This window comes from Mycobacterium sp. E2479 (assembly GCF_001667925.1).
In the GTDB taxonomy this organism is placed as follows: Bacteria; Actinomycetota; Actinomycetes; order Mycobacteriales; family Mycobacteriaceae; genus Mycobacterium.
On record NZ_LZJR01000124.1, the window covers coordinates 1 to 21,975 of the forward strand.

Annotated in this window: 23 protein-coding genes and 2 pseudogenes; 15 read left to right on the plus strand and 10 right to left on the minus strand. The window is 64.7% G+C overall.

Annotation, left to right across the window (positions count from 1 at the left end):
* The first annotated feature begins 107 nt into the window (after positions 1-107).
* The 6 genes from A5686_RS27365 to A5686_RS18425 all read left to right on the plus strand — a co-directional run bounded on the left by A5686_RS27365 (position 108) and on the right by A5686_RS18425 (position 5,607).
* A complete protein-coding gene (locus A5686_RS27365; RefSeq protein ID WP_067937281.1) occupies positions 108-314 on the plus strand; it encodes a hypothetical protein in 207 nt (68 codons plus the stop codon).
* Positions 260-757 carry an MAP_0585 family protein gene (locus A5686_RS28450; RefSeq protein WP_369829722.1) on the plus strand — a complete coding sequence of 166 codons (498 nt, stop codon included), beginning with the start codon at positions 260-262 and terminating at the stop codon, positions 755-757. Before A5686_RS27365 ends, A5686_RS28450 begins: the two co-directional genes overlap by 55 nt.
* Positions 758-1,001: 244 nt before the next feature.
* Positions 1,002-1,916, plus strand: a complete 915-nt coding sequence (locus A5686_RS18410; protein WP_067937283.1) for a metal-dependent hydrolase — start codon at positions 1,002-1,004, stop codon at positions 1,914-1,916.
* The gene (locus A5686_RS18415; protein ID WP_067937285.1) at positions 1,913-2,101 is read left to right on the plus strand and encodes a ferredoxin; all 189 of its coding nucleotides are present in this window, start codon (positions 1,913-1,915) and stop codon (positions 2,099-2,101) included. Before A5686_RS18410 ends, A5686_RS18415 begins: the two co-directional genes overlap by 4 nt.
* 4 nt (positions 2,102-2,105) lie before the next feature.
* On the plus strand, positions 2,106-3,320 hold the full coding sequence (locus A5686_RS18420) for an NAD(P)/FAD-dependent oxidoreductase (RefSeq protein ID WP_067937286.1): 1,215 nt from the start codon (positions 2,106-2,108) through the stop codon (positions 3,318-3,320).
* A gap of 148 nt (positions 3,321-3,468) precedes the next feature.
* Positions 3,469-5,607 carry a hypothetical protein gene (locus A5686_RS18425; protein WP_067937288.1) on the plus strand — a complete coding sequence of 713 codons (2,139 nt, stop codon included), beginning with the start codon at positions 3,469-3,471 and terminating at the stop codon, positions 5,605-5,607.
* A 63-nt stretch (positions 5,608-5,670) separates the two neighbouring features.
* Here the strand turns inward: A5686_RS18425 and A5686_RS18430 are convergent, their stop codons facing one another.
* Entirely contained in the window at positions 5,671-5,886 is a 216-nt protein-coding gene (locus A5686_RS18430) for a hypothetical protein (protein WP_067937290.1), read from the minus strand.
* A 590-nt stretch (positions 5,887-6,476) separates the two neighbouring features.
* Between A5686_RS18430 and A5686_RS18435 the strand changes: the two genes are divergently transcribed.
* Entirely contained in the window at positions 6,477-6,671 is a 195-nt protein-coding gene (locus A5686_RS18435) for a long chain fatty acid-CoA synthetase Faa4p (RefSeq protein WP_067937295.1), read from the plus strand.
* A gap of 4 nt (positions 6,672-6,675) precedes the next feature.
* Here the strand turns inward: A5686_RS18435 and A5686_RS18440 are convergent.
* Positions 6,676-7,674, minus strand: a pseudogene (locus A5686_RS18440) (aldehyde dehydrogenase family protein); the annotation flags it as partial.
* A 93-nt stretch (positions 7,675-7,767) separates the two neighbouring features.
* Between A5686_RS18440 and A5686_RS18445 the strand changes: the two are divergent.
* The 3 genes and pseudogenes from A5686_RS18445 (at position 7,768) to A5686_RS18455 (ending at position 9,146) form a co-directional block, all read left to right on the plus strand.
* A complete protein-coding gene (locus A5686_RS18445; RefSeq protein WP_067937340.1) occupies positions 7,768-8,091 on the plus strand; it encodes a hypothetical protein in 324 nt (107 codons plus the stop codon).
* 48 nt (positions 8,092-8,139) lie between these two features.
* Positions 8,140-8,647, plus strand: a pseudogene (locus A5686_RS18450) (TauD/TfdA dioxygenase family protein).
* A 1-nt stretch (position 8,648) separates the two neighbouring features.
* Positions 8,649-9,146 (plus strand): carboxymuconolactone decarboxylase family protein, encoded by a 498-nt coding sequence (locus A5686_RS18455; protein WP_067937298.1) that lies wholly within the window; start codon positions 8,649-8,651, stop codon positions 9,144-9,146.
* Between the two features lie 173 nt (positions 9,147-9,319).
* Here A5686_RS18455 and A5686_RS18460 read toward each other — a convergent pair whose 3' ends face one another.
* The 5 genes from A5686_RS18460 to A5686_RS18480 all read right to left on the minus strand — a co-directional run bounded on the left by A5686_RS18460 (position 9,320) and on the right by A5686_RS18480 (position 14,082).
* A complete protein-coding gene (locus A5686_RS18460) occupies positions 9,320-9,511 on the minus strand; it encodes a ferredoxin (RefSeq protein WP_067937300.1) in 192 nt (63 codons plus the stop codon).
* A 113-nt stretch (positions 9,512-9,624) separates the two neighbouring features.
* On the minus strand, positions 9,625-12,399 hold the full coding sequence (locus A5686_RS18465; protein WP_231986416.1) for an RND family transporter: 2,775 nt from the start codon (positions 12,397-12,399) through the stop codon (positions 9,625-9,627).
* A 50-nt stretch (positions 12,400-12,449) separates the two neighbouring features.
* Complete coding sequence (locus A5686_RS18470; protein ID WP_197520626.1) at positions 12,450-12,893, minus strand: MmpS family transport accessory protein; 444 nt, start codon at positions 12,891-12,893, stop codon at positions 12,450-12,452.
* Positions 12,894-13,101: 208 nt separating this feature from the next.
* Positions 13,102-13,527 (minus strand): hypothetical protein, encoded by a 426-nt coding sequence (locus A5686_RS18475; protein ID WP_067937304.1) that lies wholly within the window; start codon positions 13,525-13,527, stop codon positions 13,102-13,104.
* Positions 13,528-13,758: 231 nt separating this feature from the next.
* Complete coding sequence (locus tag A5686_RS18480; RefSeq protein ID WP_067937306.1) at positions 13,759-14,082, minus strand: multidrug efflux SMR transporter; 324 nt, start codon at positions 14,080-14,082, stop codon at positions 13,759-13,761.
* Positions 14,083-14,167: 85 nt separating this feature from the next.
* Between A5686_RS18480 and A5686_RS18485 the strand changes: the two genes are divergently transcribed.
* The 5 genes from A5686_RS18485 (at position 14,168) to A5686_RS18510 (ending at position 18,510) form a co-directional block, all read left to right on the plus strand.
* Complete coding sequence (locus A5686_RS18485) at positions 14,168-15,082, plus strand: alpha/beta hydrolase (RefSeq protein WP_082947702.1); 915 nt, start codon at positions 14,168-14,170, stop codon at positions 15,080-15,082.
* Between the two features lie 5 nt (positions 15,083-15,087).
* Complete coding sequence (locus A5686_RS18490; protein ID WP_067937310.1) at positions 15,088-15,543, plus strand: DoxX family protein; 456 nt, start codon at positions 15,088-15,090, stop codon at positions 15,541-15,543.
* Positions 15,544-15,632: 89 nt separating this feature from the next.
* The gene (locus A5686_RS18495) at positions 15,633-16,430 is read left to right on the plus strand and encodes an SDR family NAD(P)-dependent oxidoreductase (protein ID WP_067937312.1); all 798 of its coding nucleotides are present in this window, start codon (positions 15,633-15,635) and stop codon (positions 16,428-16,430) included.
* Complete coding sequence (locus A5686_RS18500; RefSeq protein ID WP_067937314.1) at positions 16,431-17,420, plus strand: phosphotransferase family protein; 990 nt, start codon at positions 16,431-16,433, stop codon at positions 17,418-17,420.
* A gap of 442 nt (positions 17,421-17,862) precedes the next feature.
* On the plus strand, positions 17,863-18,510 hold the full coding sequence (locus A5686_RS18510; RefSeq protein WP_067937318.1) for an MspA family porin: 648 nt from the start codon (positions 17,863-17,865) through the stop codon (positions 18,508-18,510).
* Between the two features lie 12 nt (positions 18,511-18,522).
* On the opposite strand, the gene A5686_RS18515 is transcribed toward A5686_RS18510, so the two are convergent.
* The 3 genes from A5686_RS18515 to A5686_RS18525 are packed head-to-tail and all read right to left on the minus strand — an operon-like array spanning position 18,523 to position 21,848.
* Positions 18,523-19,818 (minus strand): acyl-CoA dehydrogenase family protein, encoded by a 1,296-nt coding sequence (locus A5686_RS18515; protein ID WP_067937321.1) that lies wholly within the window; start codon positions 19,816-19,818, stop codon positions 18,523-18,525.
* Positions 19,819-19,872: 54 nt separating this feature from the next.
* Positions 19,873-20,655 (minus strand): enoyl-CoA hydratase/isomerase family protein, encoded by a 783-nt coding sequence (locus A5686_RS18520; RefSeq protein ID WP_067937323.1) that lies wholly within the window; start codon positions 20,653-20,655, stop codon positions 19,873-19,875.
* Positions 20,652-21,848, minus strand: a complete 1,197-nt coding sequence (locus A5686_RS18525) for an acetyl-CoA C-acetyltransferase (protein ID WP_231986417.1) — start codon at positions 21,846-21,848, stop codon at positions 20,652-20,654. The genes A5686_RS18520 and A5686_RS18525 overlap by 4 nt, the downstream gene beginning before the upstream one ends.
* Between the last annotated feature and the right edge of the window lie 127 nt (positions 21,849-21,975).

Genomic DNA, 21,975 nt, shown 5'->3' on the forward strand with positions numbered 1-21,975 from the left:
AAATCGGTGGCCCACCAACGCCAGGCTGGCGTCCTCGAGGATGTCATGACATACGGAAGTACTGATTCCTGGCGGACCTGGGCCGGGCGGACCTGGGGTGGGACCGGGTGGACCTGGGCCCGGTGGACATGGCCCTGGCGGACCTGGGCCGGGCGGACCTGGGGTGGGACCGGGTGGACCGGGACCTGGCGGACCGGGACCCGGCGGACCTGGGCCGGGTGGGCATGGTCCCGGCGGACCTGGGCCGGGCGGACCTGGGGTGGGACCGGGTGGACCTGGGCCCGGTGGACATGGCCCTGGAGGACCAGGGGTAGGACCGGGAGGACCAGGAGTCGGACCCGGGGGACCCGGGCCGGGTGCACCGCAAGCTCGATTCCAGCCGTACACGCCGAGAGGTGCTTTCGATAGGGGCAATGACCGGGTGGGGGGCCCGTGGGATGCGCCTCGCGGGTTCAGCACACCCGACCACGGGGCGCCGCCTTGGCCGCGGCCGCGAGGGTTTGGCTGGAATGATGGACCTCCGCCCGGTGCTCCGCCGCCGAACTGGTTCGGGCCGCCGCCTCCGGGTGGCTGGAACGGACCCCCGCCGCCAGGTGGTTGGAACGGCCCGTGGCATGGGCCGCCGCGCGACATCGCCCTGGCACGGGGCGACTTCGGGCCGTTTAATTACTACGGCTACACCGCAATTCCGGTCTTCAATCCAGTTTTCGGTGGATGGGGTTTCTGGTACTTCGGTGTCTGGATTCCGCTGTATTAGGCCTTGAAGCCTCGCTGGACACCTTCGTTGCCAGAGCAACTGCTCCTTAACCCAGCAAGGAAACTCTTAGCTTCCTGGCGCCGTTGACACGCATGATCGGGTCGCCAGGTGGGTACGCGGCTGAGTGAACGATTGTTCCGCAGCGAAACGGTGGCCGTCTCGGCTCGGTCGCGGGTCGCCTCGTTTGTTTCGAAGGCAAAGGTTCGACCGACTAAGCGACGGTCGTCGCCGGGAGGAGTTTCTGATGCCCGAGGTCCAACTTCACCACGAGGGACACCCGCGCTATCGCCGGATGGTCCGATTCGACTGGTCCGAGACGCCGCTGCACTGGGTACCTGACGACCCGTTCTCAACGCACATGATGAACGTGTTGCATCTGCTGCTACCCGAAGGGGAGCGGCACTTCATCAAGGCCGTCCTCGAGGCGTCGTCGCTGGTCGATGACCCGGAGCTGGAGGCGGCGATCAAACCGTTCATCCAGCAGGAGTCCTGGCATGCCTGGGCGCATCAGGTGGTGCTCGACCATTTGGCCGAGCAGGGCATCGACACCAAGCCGTACACGTCGCGGCTGCGGAAGATGCTGTCGGTGGCGCTCGGTGATCCGCCCAGGTGGTTTCCGCCGGCGATGAAGCGGTGGTGGCTGTATCGACGCCTGGCCGACGTCGCAGCGCTGGAACATTACACCGCGATGTTGGGCCAATGGGTACTGCAGAACCGAGGTCTGGATTACGCGGGCACCGACCCGATGATGCTTGATTTGCTGCGCTGGCACGGCGCCGAGGAGGTCGAGCACCGCTCGCTGGTGTTCGACGTCTATCAGCATGTGTGCGGCAACTACTTCATCAGAGCCTTCTCGATGCTCATGACGACGCCGCTGTTTTACGGGTGGTGGATTGCCGGAGCGAAATATCTGATGGCTCACGATCCGACCACCGACCAGAAGTGGCGCTGGCGCGACTGGCTGCGTGCGGCCCGCGAGTACAAGCTGCCCGGCCCCTGGCAGCTGATGGTGACCCAGCCCGCCAGGTATATGCGGCCCCATCATCATCCCGGCCCCGAAGCGGTCACGACGATGGCGGTCGAGTACATCAAGAAATCGCCGGCGGCGAAGGCCGCCCGCGAACGGGCACAGTCAGAAGGAAAGGTCGCAGTGCGATGAAGGTTTCGGTGGACCTTGATACCTGCGATGGCAACGGCGTTTGTATGAGCCTGTGCCACGAGGTTTTCGACGTGCGAGAAGACGGGCTACACCTGCTCCAAGAGCAGCCCCGGCGGGAGTTGCGCGGACCGTTGAAGGCCGCCGAAGTGTCGTGCCCCACCCAGGCGATCGTGGTGGAGGACTGACGCGATGCCGAGTCGTCAGCTCAACGAAGTGGTCGTCGTCGGCGCCGGTGTGGCAGGGATGCGGGCAGCGGAAACGCTGCGACATTACGGCTTTGACGGCGCCCTTACCATCGTGGGTGCCGAACGGCAGGCGCCGTATCATCGGCCGCCCTTGTCGAAGAAGCTGCTCAGCGGTCAGGTGCACCGAGCGGGCGTCGACATGGCGCTGCAGCTAGACATGGAAGCGCGGGTCTTCAGAGGGGCGACCGCGGTTGGTCTGGATGTATCGGCACGTACCGTCCGGGTCCGCGACGAGGGTCAGAACCTGTCCTTGAATTTCGACGGAGTTGTCATCGCCAGTGGCGCTGAACCGCGCGAATGGCCGGGCGGCCCTACCCCCGATGGGGTGCTCCTGCTGCGGACGGTAGAGGACTGCTTGGCGATCCGAGAGCGACTCGGCTCGCGTCCTCGTGTCGTCGTGGTAGGGGGCGGCTTTATCGGCAGCGAGGTGGCTGCGACCTGCCGATCGTTGGGCCTCGATGTTGTGCTTGTTGAAAAGGCCGCCGGACCGCTGGTTCAAGCGTTGGGTACCGAGCTGGCGCCTTATTGGGCGAAGCTGCATCGCGAACATGGGGTGGACCTGCGCGTCGGCGTCGGTGTCGACGCATTCGTCGGCAACGGGCGGGTGGAAGCAGTTCGACTCACCGACGGTTCGCAGGTCCCAGCTGATGTCGTCATCGTCGGGCTCGGCGTTACTCCCGCCACCGCCTGGCTGGAAGGCTCGGGTCTGCATCTGGACGACGGGGTGGTCTGCGATGCCACCGGTGCCGCCGAGGGCAACTCCGGCGACGGCAACGTGGTCGCCGCCGGGGATGTGGCGCGCTGGTGGCATCCGCTGTACGAGCGTCATCTGCGTACTGAACACTGGGATGACGCGGCACGGCAGGGCGAGGCGGCGGCGCGCACACTGCTGGCCGGGCCGGAGCACGCCGAGCCGTTCGACGCGGTGCCGTATTTCTGGTCCGACCAATACGACATCAAGCTTCAGATGCTAGGTGTGCCAACTGATTACGATGCCGTCGAGGTCATCGAAGGCAATCCGGACGCCGGGGAGTTCGTCGGCGCCTACGGGCGGGGCGGCCGCACCATCGCGGTGCTCGCGACGATGCCGGGGCGGGTTCATGCGTATCGGGAGGCTCTCGAGAAGCGCGTCGAATTCCCGCCGAGCTTGCCGGATTAGCAAAGGCGAACGCCCGCTACCCCACATGGCCCGGGGGTGACTCGAAACACGCCTTTTTGGGTACAGCATCCACAACAAGTCGATCGGGCCGACATAACCGCATACGCGACGACGGCAGAGTGCGTACCGCCGAGGGACGGAGTTTGACATGCATCGCCCCGACACGATCATCGAAATTCATCGTGAACGCGTGCAGGATCAGACGGTCGAGATGTTCAGCGGCGACAGGTACACGCAGTCCGTCGACGGCACCGGATACGCCGCGACGGCCACCCTTGATCTCACCCTGGATCGTGTCTGGTTCATCCTCGACTCTCATCAGCGGCTGTGGCAGGAGGAAGCCGACGGTGAACCTCGCGACCCGTTGCGGCACTTCGCGATAGACCTGGTGATTTTCGATTCGAAGATCGTTATCGATTCGGTGACCTGTATCCCGCTGGTGTCGCTGCCCCCGGCCACCATCACCATCCCGGATGGTCCGCGTGCCGGGGAGTCGCGCGAGATTCCGTACAACGAGATTCCGCTGTTCGGGCGGTTGACGATTCACGAGCAGCTCGAGCCGCACCAGATAGAGCCGGGCAAGCAGACGATCGCGCTGAACTTCACATCCCAGGATGCACCTGTGCTGGCGGCCGCCCCTTTGCCGGACCCGCACGCCGGGTGGCTGTTCGGCCCGCACATCGAGCGCCGTGACGACGGGGTCACAGTCTTTACCGGACAAGATCCGCGGATCAGCTGGGAACTCGACTACGCCGAGGCGTACTGGATAACCCACAGCATCGCGGGGGAGCTGATGGTGAACCTCGAGAAACTGCAGCACCCCGGCCTCTCCGACGAGGAAGCCAGAACCAGGGTGCTCGACTCGCTTGCCGCCCAAATCGCCGATGCGGTCCGCCCACAACTGGAGGCAATGGGAGACAACGGGATTCAGGCGCTGTTGCCGTCGCCGGTGGACGTCGACCCCGAGGCCCGAGACGACAGCACGGTCAAGGAACTCGATGCCATTGTGCAACGCTTCGACGTCGGCGAGGCCGTCGAGGAATCCATGGTGGTGCAGCTGCAGACACTGCGCGAATTGCCGCCCGGTGAGGAGCTGCCCGCGTCGGTCCTCGCCGAAAACCCTCGTGAGAGGGCGGCTTTGGCCGCCACCGGGTGGAGCATTTTGCGGCAGGTCCGTAACACCGTGATGAACAGCTTCGATCTCGACGAGAGCGACTTCGACCCCGACGCGCCATGCGCGCTGGCGGGTCCGAAGACCATCAGCATCGGCGGGCAAGACCGCTGCCTCGACGCTCTCGACGCCGATATTGTGCCGCGAACCGAGAACGGCCGACTGGTCGTCGACGGCACGGTGAGCGCCGAAACCAAGCTCTACGACTTCAAGGCCACCTTCAAGGTGACGTACGAAATGGGCCTCGGCGACATCCCGCGCGACCCGAAGGGGAAAGAGCTGCAACGAGAGGACGTGGACACCATCGAGGTTCTCGAACAAACGCTGAGTCTGGCCGGTCAGAAGAAGCGCGCCCGTCAGCTCAGCTCCGAGGAATACGAGGCGGAAGTCAAGCGAATCAGCGCGCGATTCGATCGGTTACCGCGAACCGTGGGGGTGCGACCGGCGCAGAACTCTGAGCCGGACGTGAATGCGGACTTCAGCCTGACCACAGCCGGCAAAGTGGCCACGGCTGCAGGTGCGGCGGCTGTCGTCGGTCTGCTTGCGCTGCCGGTGACCTGGGTAGCGGGGGCTGCTGGGGTTGGAGCCGCCGGGGCGGGCGGATTGTTGACCCTGGCGATCGCGCAGTACATCACCACCGTCCTGAGCATCGACTGGTTCGGCACCGGCATCGGTTCTCGTCAGGTCAAGAAATCCCTGAACGACCAACCCGAGGGCACATCGCTTCCACCGATCGGGATGCCGGTCGACCTGGACCTCAATCGCCAGCGCCTCGCGGTGTACTTCCGTCCGGTGCCGGCGAAGTTGTGGATCGATTGCGTCATGGTTGATGCGGACGGCGACGAGGACGCCGATGGCGACACCATTCGGGTCATCGGTGGCCGGTGGCCTACCGATGGCCACCCGTGGCGGCTTTCGCACGATGACGCCGTGTTGTTCGTCGACGGCGACGAACTGGACCTTCTGGTCGATCCGGCCAGTGGAGGCGGCGACGAGTTACCGGTTCGCGTCGGCACCGAAGAGGACGGACGACGCCGCCTGCGGGTTGAGAAGGATCCCGACACGCTGCGCCGGCTTCGGCAATGCTCCCTTGACGCCGGCAAGGCGCGAGAATAAGGCGCAAGAATAAGCGGGACTCATCGGTAGCGAGACGGCGCGAATCTGCCGATCAAGCGCGGCTCAGCACAAGGCGGCGGCCGAGAACCACCCGCCAGCCACAAGCGCGATGAAAAGGGCCGCGGTGGTTTGGCCCATGACCGCGGCCGCGATCACGCCCACGATCGCGCAGACAAACACCGTGACAGTCACGATGGCAACGAGCAGACGGTGTGAATTGACGGCCGCGCCGGCACGGGGGGTGATGACGGCTTTTCTGGGGCGATCCACGTCTACCATGAAATCTCCTGCCTTGTGACGTGCGCAACATGCCATGCCAGGATGTGCTCTACATCACAGTCTGAGGCGACTGATAGCCGTTCCCATGCGACGCTCGACAGGAAGACGGTGCCGCCACGGCGAAGCGGATTCGAACCGGCGGGCCGAGTTCCCCGCCCGGTTAGGCCAAGGTTTCATAACGGTCACTGGCAGCGTCGGCCACGCCCTCGGCACGGCGAGGGCGTAATCGACGGGTAAACCATTCGCGCCGATCACGCCCTCGCCGTGCCGAACCCAACACGCGAAACCGCTTCGCGGCATACACAATTGGACCGCAGCCACAACAGGCGGCGCCATCCTCGGATGGTTCGGCGCAACGGGGGAGTCCAGTCTCGCCGCAATATAGCGAAGCGCGAGTCGCACCGGCCGACGATCCCTCGTTATCGGACTGCGATCACCGATTAGGTTTTCGCCTCGACGCGCATTAATCTTGCCCGCGGTTCGTTCGCGACTCACCGAAAGCAGCCATGTCTGTTCAGCCCACTCTGCTGCGCCGCCAATCGTTGCGCAGTGCCCGCCGACAGCGGGTCGCTCCCCGCGTGAAGTGTCCGATGGTCGGTCAGTGCTTCGATATCGAAATCACGCGCGACGCGGACGGATGGATGATCCGGATTCCCGAGATCGGCCGGGCCACCCGCGCCACCAGCCGGATCGCCGTGGAGCCGGTAGCACGCGAATGCATCGCGACCTGGACCGGCATCCCCATCGGATACGTCGCCGTGTACGTCACGAGCGAGACCAGCTAGTTTCCTAGCCGCCCGACGCGATCGCGATCGATTTCGTGTCGAGGTAGCCGTCTAGCCCTTCGGGCCCGAGTTCTCGGCCGTGACCGCTGGCTTTGACACCGCCGAAGGGCGCAAACGGATCCATGGTGTAGCCCTGGTTGATGCCGAGGGTGCCGGTGTGAATCCGGGTGGCGAGTGCCAGGGCCCGGTCGGTGTCGTTGCCCCAGACCGACCCGGCCAACCCATAGTCGCAATCGTTGGCGATCTGGACTGCCTGCTCCTCGTCGCGGTACGGGATGACCGTGATGACGGGGCCGAAAATCTCTTCGCGCGCGATCCGCATGGCGTTGTCGGCGGCCGCGAACAGGGTGGGTTTGACGTACCAGCCGCGGTCGAGTCCGGCGGGCATGTCGGTGCCGCCGACGATCAATCGCGCCCCCTCCTGCTGACCGGCGTCGATGTAGCCGCGCACCCGTTGCTGCTGGCGACCAGAGACCAGGGGACCGAGCTGGGTCTCGGGGTCGCTGGGGTCGCCGACGCGAAGGCCGCTCATCTCGGCGGCGAGCGCATCGACGTATTCGTCGTGGCGGGTTTGGGGCACCAGAACGCGTGTCAGCGCATTGCAGATCTGCCCGCTGTCGGACAAGCTGGCCGATCGCACCCCGGCGGCGACCTTTTCCGGCGCCGCGTCGTCGAGAACCAGGGCCGCCGACTTGCCGCCGAGTTCGAGGCTGACCTTGGTGAGGTTGGTCGCGCAGGCCGCGGCGACGGCGCGGCCCGCCGTGGTGGAGCCGGTGAAGGAGACCTTGTCCACCCCGCGGTGGGCAGCGAGGTAGGCGCCCAGCGCGGCGTCGCCGGGGAGCACGTTGACCACGCCAGATGAGAGGCCGGCCTCGTCGAGCATCTCGCCCAAAAGCAGCGCGTCCAACGGGCTTTCGGGTGCGGGCTTGAGCACGACGGTGCAGCCGGCCAGCAGCGCGGGCAACAGTTTGGTGACGATGAGGGACTGGGGCGACCAGGAGATCTTGGTGCGCTATCTGCACAAGGTCGCGGTCGACTGGGTCGAAGCGTACCGCCGCGAACAGGATTCGGTAGGAGTGTGACCACCGAGCAGACCATGCTGCCCAGCGCTTTCGCTGAGCTGGAGGCCTACGCCCAAACCTGGTGCTTGGCAACCGAAACCGAGCGCTGGAATGCCCGCGTCAACGCGTCGATGTCACAGCTGCGCGACTTTTACGACGCGTTCTTCCCGCGGCTGGAAGAGGCGATTGACTACTGCGACAAGTTTCCCCTCGACGCCTTGCCCGACGACGCATTAAACCTGCTGCACATGATCTACTCGCTGATCATGGTTGCCATGGCGGTGGAGATCATGCATCAACCCGCCCCGGTCGACGCCGCCGACGCCGTCATGATCCGAACCGACGGACCGGTGCCCTAAGCGCTCGGCCCAAGGCCGGCGCACCATACATCCCCGAAAGGAGCGACCATGGGTCTGCTCACCATCACCAAACTCACCGAGTCCGTCGGCGCCGAGGTCGTGGGCCTGGAGCCAGGCGCACTGGCAAGCGACGACTCGGTCGGGGCAGCGGTGCTGGATGCGTTGGAAGACAACGGGGTTCTGGTCTTTCGCGGTCTGAGACTCGACCCGCAGGCTCAGGTCGGCTTCTGCCGCCGCCTGGGCGAGATCGACCACTCTTCCGACGGACACCATCCGGTGGCCGGCATCTACCCGATCACGGTGGACAAGTCCAAGAATGCCTCGGCCGCCTACCTGAAGGCCACCTTCGATTGGCACATCGACGGCTGCACACCGCTGGGTGACGAATGCCCGCAGAAGGCCACTGCCCGACAAGGTCTACAGCCACAGCTGGTCGATCGGCGACACGGTCATCTGGGACAACCGCGGCGTGCTGCACCACGCCGCCCCCGACGATCCTGATTCGGAGCGAGAAATGCTGCGCACCACCGTGCTCGGTGACGAGCCGATCCAATAGCATGACCACGGCCGACCAGCGTCCGCCACGCCTGACACCGTTGCCCGCCGACGAGTTGGACGAGAGGGCCCGCTCGGCACTCGCGTCGCTGATTCCGACCGAGCGGGCGAATCCCGTTGGCGCGGGCAATGTTTTGTCGACCATGGTCCGCCACCCCGACCTGACCGCGGCCTATCTGCCGTTCAATGCCTACCTGCTTACCCGGTCGACCTTGTCGCCCCGGGTGCGCGAAGTCGCGCTGCTGCGCGTGGTGCACCGCAGCAAGTGCACGTACCTGTGGTCGCACCACATCCCGATCGCTCTGCGCGCCGGCCTGACCGAATCCGAGCTCGAGGACATCTGGTCCGGCCGCTGTGCCGACCGGACCGATCAGGCGGTGATCAGGGCCGTCGATGATCTCACCGCTGACAGCACGATCAGCCATGCGATCTGGGATGCCCTGGGCGCGTTGTTCACCCAGCAGCAATGCATGGATCTGACGTTCACCATCGGCGGATAGCTCTTGCTGGCTTTGGCCGTCAATACGTTCGGCATCCAGGAAGAGAATGGGTGATCCGGCGGACGGCGCCGAGGTGAGGTGGCTTTCGAAAGTGCTAGCGTCCGCGCTAGCGCATCTGCGAGTCAGCTCATGGCCGGCGCCCGGTGCCGGTGTGGCTTCTGGCGCGTAGGGCCCTAACCTTCGCGGGACAAGGCGGCGCGCGGGCACTCGGCGATGGCCTTATTGACCAGCGCCTCCTGGTCGGCGGGCACCGGGTCGGCGATGACCACCGCGTACTCGTCGTCGTCGAGCTGGAAAACGCCCGGTGCGATATTCGTACAAAAGGCGTTGCCTTCACACCGATCCAGGTTCACTACTGCCCGCATGAAGATCCTCCTTCAGGTTCCCTCGATCCAAACTCCGGAGGTTTTTACAGTACCGCTTGTGTAAACGCCAGCCTAGCGTTGTGAGCTTTCAGGTCGATTGATCAAAATGCAGATCAGGGCTGCCGCAGCGGGCGGGCACGCACCAGCGTGGGCCACCAGAACCACGGCCCCAGGATCCGCAGGATGGCCGGCACGACAAACGAACGCACGATCAGCGTGTCGAGCAACAGACCGATGCACACCGTGGAACCCACCTGGCCGATCGTTCGCAGGTCGCTGGTGAGCATGGCCAGCATGGTGAAGGCGAACACCAAACCGGCCGACGTCACCACACCACCGGTGCTGCCGAGCGCCCGGATGAGGCCGGTGTGAATCCCGCCGTGCAGCTCCTCTTTGACCCGGTTGATCAACAGCAGGTTGTAGTCCGACCCCACGGCCACCAGGATGATGAACGTCAGCGGTAGGACGAGCCAGTGCAGGTGCAGGCCGACGAGGTGCTGCCACACCAGCACCGACAGGCCGAACGCCCCGGCGTAGGAGAATGCGACGGTGCCGGGAATCACCAACGCCGCCACCAGGCTGCGCGTGATGAACAGCATGATCAAAAAGATCAGCACGAACGCCGCGATGGCCGCGATCAGCAGATCCGACATCGCGTATTGCTTGATGTCTTTGTCGTTCGAGCCCGAACCGCCGATATAGACCCGCGCGCCGGCCAGCGACGTCTCTTTCAGGATCGTCTTGATTGCGTCGGGGAACTGTTCGACGTGCTCCACACCTTCGGGGCCCATCGCGTCGCCCTCGTGGGTGACGATGAAGCGGGCCGCCTTGCCGTCCGGCGACATCATCAGCTTCATGCCCGTCTTGACGTCGTCGTTGTCGAAGCCCTCGTGCGGGATGTAGAAGAAGTCGTCGCTGCGGGACTTGTCGAAGTCGTTGCCGACGTTGATCAGATCGTCAAACGTCTGATCCGTCTGGATGGACTGCAGATCCGCCGATCCGTAACTGTTGATCAACTTCGACTGCAGTGCCTCGGTGTCGTCTGCGGTGGCTTTCAGCTGGGCGATGATCTGCGGGAAAGCCTTATCGACCTCCACGAGGGAGACCCTGGCGTACTTGATGTCCTCGGCCAGGTGGTCGATCTGGTCGAGCCCGTCGAACAACGACCTGAACGACCAACAGATCGGGATGTCGAAACAGTGCTTCTCCCAATAGAAGTAGCTCTTGATCGGCCGGAAGAAATCGTCGACGTTCGCGATCTCCTCATTGATCTCGTTGCTGACCCTTTCCAGGTCCTCGACGGTGAGCACCGTCTGGTGCAGCTCGTCGGAAACCTTCTGGAAGAAGCCAATCTCCTTGCGCAAGACCGCAACGGAGTGCGCCTGGATCTCGGCTTGCGCATCGGTGTTGGAGTTCTGCTCCCTGTTGAACGGGAGTTGTTGTCCGTTGCCGCTGCCTTGCGTGGTGAACAGGTACGGGATGCTGGCGTGCTCGAGCGCCCGGCCCAAAGGCCGCGTCATGCCTTGGACCATCGCCACGCCATGCAATCGGATCAAAGCCCTGGCGACGCGATCCAGCGAGATGAAGTCGGCCGAGTTGCGCATGTCGTGGTCGGTCTCGACCATCAGCATCTCGGAGAACAGCTTGCTCTTGGGGAAATGTCGATCGGCAGCCTGAAAACCCAGATTCGCGGGCGCGCCGGCCGGCTGGTACTGCCGATCGTCGTAGTTCTGCCGGTAGCTCGGCACGAAGATCGCCCCGAGCATGACGACCGCGGAGCTGGCCACCAGGATCGGCACCGGCCAGCGCACCACGCTCGCCCCGATGCGCCGATACAGAGTTCCTTTGGCGCTGGTTCTCGGGTCGAACATCCCGAAAAGGCTGCCGACGGTCAAGACTGCCGGGCCGAGCGTCATCGCCGCCGCGATGGTGAACAGCATGGTGATCGCGACGGCCGGCCCCATGGTGTGGAAGTAGTTGAGGCGCGCAAACGTCAAGCAGTAACACGCGCCTGCGATGGTGAGGCCGGACCCGATGATGATGGGTGCGACACCCTTGTAAGCGATGTAGAAGCTGTCCTCCCGGCTTTCGCCCGCCTGTCGCGCCTCGTGATATCGGCCCATCAGGAAAATGCCGTAATCCGTTCCCGCGCCGAGGGTCAACGCGATGACAATGTTCACCGCGAACGATGACAGTTCGATGTACCCGTAATGCCCAAGCGTCGAGACAACGCCCTTCGCGACGAGCATCTCGATGAGGACTCCGAGCAGGGGCACCAACAGGATGGCGGGGCTGCGGTACACCAGCAATAGCATCACGAGGATGAGGATGATCGTGACGATCGTGACGTTGTTCAGACTCGCATTGGCGATAGCGAGTGTGTCGGAGGCCAGCGGAGCCGCGCCGCTGACATAGACCTTGAGCCCGGGCGGCGGCGGATCCTTCTTGATGATGTCGCGGACGGCGTCCACGGATTGGTTGGCTTGAATCTGGCCGATGTCCCCGGCGAGACGCAAGAGCACATAAGTGCACTTGCCGTCGACGCTTTGCGCTCCGGCCGCGGTGAATGGCTTGCCCCACAGATCCATCACGTACTGCACATGCTTGGTGTCGTGCTGGAGACGGCGCATCAAATCGTCGTAATACCGGTGATCCTGGTCGGCCAGCGGTCGGTTCGCCTCGAACACCACCATGGTCAAGTTGGTCGAGTTGGATTCGTGAAACTTTTCACCGATGTGCAGCAGCGCCCGCTGCGAGGGGGCGTAGTGCGGGACCATCGGCCCGGCGAGCTCTTCTGCGACCCGTTCCACTTGGGGCATAAAGGTATTCGTAGTGACCGCGAGAAGACCCCAAAAAAAGATGATCGGTATCGCCAACGCGCGCACCATCCGGGGGATGAAGGGACGTTTGACCCGGGGCCCGTCGAGGCGATGGTCGGTCACGCCGACTTCACCCTGCACTGGACGTCGGCGTCTTGATGCTCGCCCGATTGCTCGTCGCGGACAACGCCGTCCACCAACATCCGGCAACCCACCTGACCGCCATGGACGTGGACCGAAATGCTGCCGGATGCCACTGAAAGCGTGGTGGTCTCCGTGTGGGACCACGGCAAGGACGTGATATCAACCTCGTGCGGATGGCCATCGATATCGACGTAGACGAGTTTCCCGCCTTTCCCGGCAGAACCGAACACCTCGTAGGTAATCCGTTTGAGATTGAACTGCTCGGGCGCCTGCGGGCCGTTGACGGTGATGACGGGCTCCGGTTCGGAGAACTGATGCACCTTGTACATGCACAACAGACCCACTCCGACCGCAATGACGGCGACCACCGGCATCCAGATTCGCGAAACGACCGTCCGCCCGACTGAGCGAGGGCTCATCCGATCACCTCTCGTGACCCGGTACGCACATACGTGTTCGTGCCCCCGCCCTCGCCCTCGTGCCGTCAAATAGTAGACGGTTATGTGCCCAATGGGCCATATGATTGTGCATAGACCAGCAACAGCGCAACCCGGACGCAACCGCGAAGGCCTGCCGGCCCCATCCGGCTGCCCGCGACCGCACCGGAACGCCGCGCGTTGTCCGTCGTCAGGATGCTTTCTTCAGCCGCCGCTTCAACCGCGCGTGGCGGCGAATCTGAATGGCCAGGTTCGTCGAGGTCAGCATGGGGATCACCCCCAGGAATGTCCGCTCGGAGGGAGTCGCTCCATGCAAGTGGTAGAGGCTGCCGAAGACATAGAAGCAACCCAACATGAATAAGGCACCGGGGATGCAAAGGGCCAGGAACGAACCTCGATCGGCAACGACTTGCCTGGCGTAGTCCAACTCGTCTCGCGACATCGGTTCGCCTTTGCGCACCTTGTGCAGAACCGCCTTGGCGCTCCCGATTCCCTCGCTGGCCGGAGCGGTCGTTCGGCGTTCCAATCGATTTACGTATACGCCAGCGACGGCCGCCAACATCAAGGCCAGGACGAGGCTAAGTGCGGTCAGCAGACCATATAAATACGAACTCATTTCCAGTCCTTGCTTCGCCGTGGGATCACCGAAGGCTCGCGCAGAACGCTACCTCAACGACCGGATGTCGGTGTTTTCCGGAGTACCGCTCCGTGATCACGCCAACGGCGATCAAAGGCCGATGTCGCCGCCACCGCCGGAATCGGAACCGCTTTAGTCCCAACTGCCCCCGGAGTTCCCACCCGCCACCAAACCGACGATCACCGCCACCGGAGTGCGGCGTCGCTGCGGTTAGTGCGCGCCGGCCAGATTCAGCGTCACCACCCCGGCGATGATCAGTCCGACGCCGACGATCTTCGTCATCGATATCGGCGAGCCGAGGAAGAGCACGGCGATCAGCACGATCAGTGCGGTACCGATCGCCGACCACAACGCGTAGGCGACGTCGGTCTGCATGCCGCGCGAAATCGACACCGCCAGCAGCGCGAAGGAGACGGCATAGCCGATCAGGCACACGACGGTCGGCCACAGTCGGGTGAAGCCTTCGGTGCTTTTGAGCAGGCTGGTTGCTATCACCTCTGCGAATATGGCGCCGAGGAGAAGGAGATAGGTCAAAACGCCTCCTTTGCATACCGAGGTACACGTACGTATTTACATGACGGGGCGTCGAATGGACGCCGCTGACGAAGGGTTGCGCCGTATGACGCATGTCGCGCATCCAGTGGAGTTCGATGTCGGCGAGGTGATCGGGGAGCGGGCGTCACTTGCGGCGACGTACTACCCTGCCCGCGGTTGCGAGCAGGCTCCCGCGGTGCTGGTCTGCCTGCCGGGCGGTACCTACAGCCGCGAATACTGGGACCTGGACATCCCCGGCCACCACGGGTACAGCTTCGCCGCCTTCGCCACCGAGAACGGTTACGGCGTCGTGACGATAGATCCCCTGGGCACTGGCGAAAGTTCGCAGCCCGCACGCGATTTCGACTTCGGCGATATCGCTGCCACGCTGGCGCGTGCCGTGTCCGCGCTGCCGGACACGATCGGCAGCCACGCGCCGCCGGTCGCCGTGGCGCACTCGCTCGGCGGGTACCTGGCCATCACTCAGCAGGCCCTGTTTTCCAGTTACGCCGGGCTGGCGGTGTTGGGATGCACCAACCAACACGTCGCGCCACTGAACCTGGATGCGGCGACCATCGGGCGCTGTGCCACCTCACAAGGCCGCGCCGAGCTTGCCGCCGAAATATTGTCCGCCCTTCCGCAGCCGTATTTCGAGGGGCCGCGCGAGCACCTGCAGAGCTGGTTTCATCTCGCCGACGTTCCCGCCGATATCGTCGCCGTCGACTCCGTCACCGCTAAATCGGTAGTACCCCGCGTGTTCGGCACCGCGATGGTCCCCGGCGTCGTCGCCGAGCAGGCGGCGCGGATCGACATCCCGGTTTTCCTTGGCTACGGCGTGGTCGACGTCTCTCCGGATCCCCGCGCCGAGGCGGCCCTGTACCGAAGCAGCCCCGATATCACTACCGTGGTGCTGGCCGACAGCGCGCACTGCCACAACATGGCATCGAGCCGGCACCAGCTGTGGCGACGCCTGCTCGCCTGGGTCGCGACCGTAACCTAGCCTGCGTGACGATCAATCTCGACCAAAGACTGGCCCGCCACGCCCCGACCGTACTCAGCGTGTATCGGTGCGTCTACGGTTTGCTCTTCGCCGCGTATGGCTCGAGAAGCGTCTTTGACTGGCCCGTCCGCTCGCCTGTTCCTATCGGGTTCGGTTTCTGGCCGGAGTGGTATGCCGGGGTGATCGAAATCGTCGCGGGCCTGCTCATCGCCGGCGGCTTGTTCACCCGCGCCGTCGCGTTCGTCGCCTCGGGGGAGATGGCGGTCGCTTACTTCTCGATTCATCAACCCAAGGCGCTTTGGCCCGTCGGCGATCCCCCCGCGGGCAATGGCGGAGCTCTGGCGATCCTCTTCTGCTTCGCCTTCTTCCTGCTCGTCTTCTTCGGCGGGGGCGCCTACTCCCTCGATGCCTTACGGCGGAGGAGGGGCCCGTCGCGGCTTCGCCGACCGACGACCGACTGAAGCGTCAAACCCTCGCTTCCCCTGATCCGGCGATAATGGCATTCTCTGATGCGGAGAAGCCGTTTCCAGCGGGTTCGGAGAGGCGGAAGATGAGCGCACAACGCTGCGACGCGATGGTGGCTCTGGTCACCGGAAGCAGCCGGGGCCTGGGCAGGGCGATCGCCGTACGGTTGGCCGAACGCGGAGCCACGGTGGCGTTGACCGCCCGCACGATGGACCCCGATCCGAAGTACCAGGGGTCGCTGAGCCAGACCCGCGACGAGATTGTCGGTGCAGGTGGGAAAGCCATTGCGGTCCAGGCGGATCTATCCCGATCCGAAGACCGGGAACGGCTTTTCGCCGAAGTGGTCAGCGCCGTGGGCGCACCCGACATTCTGGTCAACAACGCCGCGGTGACGTTCCTGCGCCCTCTCGACGGGTTTCCCGAGCGGCGGGCCCGGCTGATGATGGAAATGCACGTGCTCGGGCCGCTGCACCTGTGCCAGCTCGCGATACCGGCGATGCGCGAGCGTGGACGCGGCTGGATCTTGAACGTGACCTCGGTGGGAGCCGACCTGCCGCTCGGGCCGCCGTTCTCGGAATTCGACCGGACCGCGGGCTTCGGCATCTACGGTACGGCCAAGGCCGCACTCAATCGATTAACGAAAAGCCTTGCGGCCGAACTATACGAGGACGGAATCGCGGTGAACGCGGCCGCCCCGTCCAATCCCGTGGCCACGCCCGGCGCGGGCACCCTCGACCTGGCCAAGACCGACACCGAGGACATCGCACTGATCACCGAAACGGCCTTCCGGTTGTGCACGGGTGATCCGAAGACCCTGACCGGACGCATCGCGCACACCCAGCCCTTCCTTGCCGAGGTCGGCTGGACCGCGCCGGCGGGCTGAATGGCCGAGCTCGATGCCGCGGAGCTGCGTCGGCGACTCGACGGCGCCCGGGTCGTGGACGTCGCTCCGCTGTCCGGGGGAGCCTCCAGCCTCACCTTCGCGGGTACCAGGGCCGGCCAACGTGTGGTGATCAAAGTCGCGCCGCCGGGTGTCGAACCGGTTGCGCATCGCGACGTGCTGCGCCAGGCCCGCATCATCAAAGCGCTTAAAAACACCAGTGTTCCGGTGCCGACGGTGCTGTGGGAGGACGCTGGGGATCCGCCCGGCACACCACCGCTCTACGTGATGACGCATGTCGACGGCGAGTGTGTGGAACCGCTGTTCGACGATTGCGCGCCGGCGCCAGGTCTCGGCGATCGGTATCGGAATGCCTGCCGCGCCATGGCCGCGCTGCACAGGCTCGCGCCGACGGACCTCGGGCTGGGCGATGAACCGGTGGTCGATGCAGTCGCCGAAGTTCACCGGTGGTCCGACACGTTGCGGACCGTCGAGGAGGCGCTGGCCCCCGATTGGCCGAAAGTGCGCGACGCGCTGTTGAATTGCCCACCGAACGCGATGACGCCCTGCGTGGTGCACGGTGACTTCCGGCTGGGCAACCTGCTCGCGGTGGGACCACACGTCAATGCGGTGATCGACTGGGAGATCTGGTCGATAGGCGATCCCCGCATCGACGCGGGCTGGTTCCTGATCAACTGCGACCCGGATACCTACCGCCGGGTCGGCCCGGCCGACGGCATGGTGCCACCGATCACCCAGCTCGCCGAGCTATACCGGTCTGAGATGTGCTGCGAGGTCAGCGATTTGGCGTGGTTCATGGCTCTGGCGTGCTTCAAATCGGCGGCGACCTGGTCGCTGATTGTCAAACACAATCGCCGACGATCCGCCCCGCGAGCCGAATTGGAAGATATGGCGGCGGTTTTGCCGAGACTGCTGGACCGCGCCAGGTCGATGCTGGGTTGGCGGGATGGCCGATCAGCCGCAATGGGCTGAGAGATTTTGGCAAATCATTCCGACGTTATTCCAGTCGCTCGGGATGTCGTTTGCATCATCGTCGATCGGGTTGGTCAAGGTAGTCGGGAACTGTACGGGCCATTCGTCAATCCCCGGGATGTCGGGCTGCTGGCCGGGATCCGGATTCGCGAGCGCTGTCCCCGTGCCGAAGGCCGAAGCCGCAATGACCGTTGAAGCCGCGACCAATAGGCGAGCGCACCTGTGAGATATCATCGCCACCTCTCCGTGATCCGCCGGATACAGGAGATTGTCGAAACGCTAATGGCGATTCTACATTGCATGAGAGTTACGAACGAACAACAAGTTCGGATTGCCGGCCAGCAAATTTCACGCGCCGAACTCGACCCTGCGTACGGTTTCGCCCGTGAGGCCGGTAGCAATTGTCGTCCGTCGTGCCGCGGCTATTGCCATTTGCCTCGCCATGTCGATGATCGCGGCACCTTCGGCCGATTCTGAACCCCAGTCGGGTACCACGCCACCCGATGCGGCGCCACCCGCCGAAGGGGCGGTGCCCTCGAATCCTCCCGCGATTCTGAATACCCCTGACGGCTGGATCCTCGGTCTGGGCGCCAAGGACGAGATGCAGGTTCCGGTGGCACCGCTGACCACCGCGATTTCGTCGCGCGAATATGTGTCCAGCGGCATTTTCGTCGGCTCCCTCAGAGGGCCGGAAGAGCCGCACGGCCTCCTGGAGGTGGGTTACCAGATCGGTTGCGGAATCGACATGAGTACCTCGAACGGGGTGATCATGGAGGGCGGTGCCGGCATCATCCCCGGCGTCAGCCCAACGTTCGACGCCACCGGCACGCTGCCGCCGCTGTTGCCGTTCGTTTCGACGCCCATCAACGGTGTGATGAGCGTGGGACTCAAGCCCGGCTTGGTGATCGTGGTGCCAGTGGTCAAGAAGCAGTTCAAAGGTGCAGATCCCTGGGTGATGATCAGCAACTTCCATGTCAAGATCGACGGCTGCGTGGGTCAATCATTCATCCGCTCCTATGCGGTGCTGACCCGGGTGACCGACCTCTCCGACGTGGTGCTGTCCTACGTCGGCGTCACCAAGGCCGTCTGAATTGGGCTGGGCTCAGCCGCGCGGGATGCCCGCCAGCTTGTCCGCGAATTTGGCCTCCGCGGCCGCGCGCAACCGCAGCAGATGTTCGGAGGGAAACAGATCAGGTGCGGGTTCGCGGTCTTTCAGCAGCAGTCGCGCCAGCGTGACCTTGTGCACTTCGGTCGGGCCATCGGCCAGCCCGAGCACGAACGACTCCACCAGATACTGCACGAACGGCATCTCGTGGGTGGTGCCCAACGACCCGTGCACCTGAAGCGCGCGCGATGACACGTCATGCAGGACCTTCTGCATCATCGCCTTCACCGCTGAGATATCGGCCCGCACGGCCTTGTAGTCGTTGAATTTGTCGATCTTCCAGGCTGTTTGAAGGGTCAGCAGCCGGAACGCCTCGATTTCCATCCACGAGTCGGCGACCATCTCCTGGACGAGTTGCTTGTTGGCCAGCGCCTCGCCCTGGGTGTAGCGCGACACCGCTCGCTCGCAGATCATGTCGTAGATCCGGCGGACCAGACCCACGGTGCGCATCGCGTGGTGAATCCGCCCGCCGCCCAGGCGGGTCTGGGCGACGACGAACGCCCCGCCGCGGGGACCCAACATGTGATCGGCCGGCACACGGACGTTTTCATAGCGGACATAACCCTCGCGCCCACCGCCGGTCGGCTGGTAACCCAGCCCGACGTTGCGCAGCACGTTGATGCCGGGGGTGTCGCCGGGAACGACGAACATCGAGTAACGCTCATAGGGCGGCGCCTCGGGATCGGTCATCGCCATCACGATGATGAACGACGCCATCGAGGCAAACGATGAAAACCATTTCTCCCCGTTGATGATCCAGTGATTCCCGTCGAGCACCGCGGTGGTGCGGAATACCTTCGGGTCGGCCCCGCCCTGCGGCTCGGTCATCGAGAAACACGAAATGATGCGGTTGTCCAACAGCGGCTCCAGGTAACGCTCCTTGAGCTCGGGTGTGCCGTAGTGCGCCAGGATTTCGCTGTTGCCGGAATCGGGAGCCTGTGAACCGAAGACGATTGGTGCGCACTCCGAGCGGCCCAGGATCTCGTTCAGCAGCGCTAACTTCACCTGGCCAAAGCCCGGGCCGCCCAGGTGTGGGCCCAGGTGGGTGGCCCACAGTCCGCGCTTCTTCACGATGTCCTGCAGCGGCGGGATCAGCGCCTGACGCGCCGGATCATTGAGATCGTGAGATTCCTGGACAATCAAGTCGATCGGTTCGCACTCTTCGCGCACGAAGTGCTCGACCCATTCGAGTTGCCGTGCCCACTCGGGGTCGGTGGAAAAGTCCCACGACATGCGCCGTCCTCTCTGGGTTGGTCAATCTGAGCCGACGGACCGCGTCGCGGTCCGTCATGACGACCACTTCTTACGCCGCTCGGCCGCCTCGTCCGTGGCGTGCGAGATCACCTGATTGCGGTTCTCCAGCTCCAGCGCCGTCGAAAGACTCGCCGCGTCGGTGTTCACCTGCAGGGCGCGCTTGGTCAGTTGCGCGCCCAGCGGGGAGTGGCTCGCTATCAGCGCCGCCAAATCGATGGCCCGTTCGGGGAGCGCATCCGGCTCGACCACCTCGCTGACCAGTCCGCGCCGATCGGCTTCGCCGGCCGACACGGTGCGGCCGGTGAGCATCCAGTCGGCGGCCACGCTGGTGCCGACGATGCGCGGGAGGTGGTAGCTCATGCCCATCTCGGCGCCGGAGAGGCCGAGCCGAATGGCGGCGTTGCCGAATGATGCATTCTGCGAACAGATTCGGATGTCGGCCGCCAGACATAGCGCGAGTCCGGCTCCGACACAGGGGCCATTGACCGCGGCGACGACGGGTTGCGGCAACGCGCGGACGGCTTCCGGCAGGGCCGCCATCCGCTCCTGGAAGCGCATCCGGTCCAGCGCGGGTGCGCCAGCCTCCGGTACCGAAGGGCCGAAGTCGCGCATGTCGATCCCGGCGCAAAAGCCGCGGCCGGCTCCGGTGAGCACTACGGCACGCACTGAGCCGTGGGTGGCCAAATCGGCCAGCGTCTGAGCCAATTCGGTTTGCATCGCCTCGTTGATGGCGTTGAGTTGCTTCGGGCGGTTCAGGCGGACCACGGCGACCCCGTCACGCGGCCGCTCGAGCTCCAGCACGCTCGGCACCGTCACACTCGCTCGATGATGGTCGCCGTGCCCATTCCGCCACCGGTGCACATGGTCACCAAACCCGTTGTCAGGTCGCGGCGTTCGAGCTCGTCCAAAAGGGTGCCGATGAGCATCGCCCCGGTGGCGCCGATCGGGTGGCCGAGGGCGATGGCACCGCCGTTGACGTTGACCACCTCGGGGTCGATGTCGAGATCGCGAATCGTCTTGAGCGGAACTGCGGCGAAGGCCTCGTTGACTTCCCACAAGTCGATGTCCGCCACCGTCATGCCCGCGCGCTCCAGACAGAGCTGGGCCGCCGGTCCGGGCGCGGTGAGCATGATGATCGGTTCGCTCCCGATCGCCGCCGTGGCGCGAACCTGGGCCCGCGGGGTTGCGCCCTGGGTGTGCATCCAGTTGGAGGAGGCGACCAGCACCGCGGCGGCGCCGTCGACCACCCCGGAAGAATTGCCTGCATGGTGCACATGATCGATGTGGTCGATGCCGGGATATCGCTCAAGGCAGATCTCGTCGAACGTACGTTGCTCACCGCCGGCGTGGGTGCCGCCCATTTCGGCGAAGGCGGGCTTGAGGCGCGCCAACGTCTCGGTGGTGGTGCCGGGGCGCGGATGTTCGTCGCGCCCGACCGGGCCGTCGGGGGTGGGGACGTCGACGAGTGAACGCACGAACCTGCCCTCATCGACCGCCGTGGCGGCGCGGCTCTGGCTTTGCGCGGCGTAGGCGTCCACGGTTTCGCGGTTGAATCCCTCCAGCGTGGCGATCAGGTCGGCCGAAATCCCTTGGGGCACTGTCGGATATCGCGCCCGAAAGTTCGGGTTGCGGCCGTCGATCGTCGAAATTCCCGTTGCGACGCCCCACCGGGACATCGATTCGACCCCGCCGGCGATCACCAGGTCCTCGTTGCCCGCCGCGATCGACGACGCGGCGACGGTGACGGCTTGCTGGCCCGACCCGCAGAAGCGGTTCAGCGTCATCCCCGGCACGGTCTCGGGCCATCCGGCGATGAGAACCGACAACCGCGCGATGTCGTCGCCGTGGTCGCCGCTGAGGATGCCGTTGCCGACGATCACGTCATCGATGTCGGCCGGCTCGAAGCCGATCCGGCCGGCGAGCGCGATGAGGCAACGGGCAAGCAGGGCTTGCGGATGGACGGCGTGCAGTCCACCGTCGGGCCGGCCCCGGCCACGGGGCGTGCGCACCGCATCGAGAATCCAGGCGTCGATGACGGACTCCAATCGTTGAGGGGCAGGGACCTCACGGATCACCGGTATCGTAAATGGTCTCTCGGGCTTGGAGAACTACCTTCTCCGAATTGGTGAAGCGGTT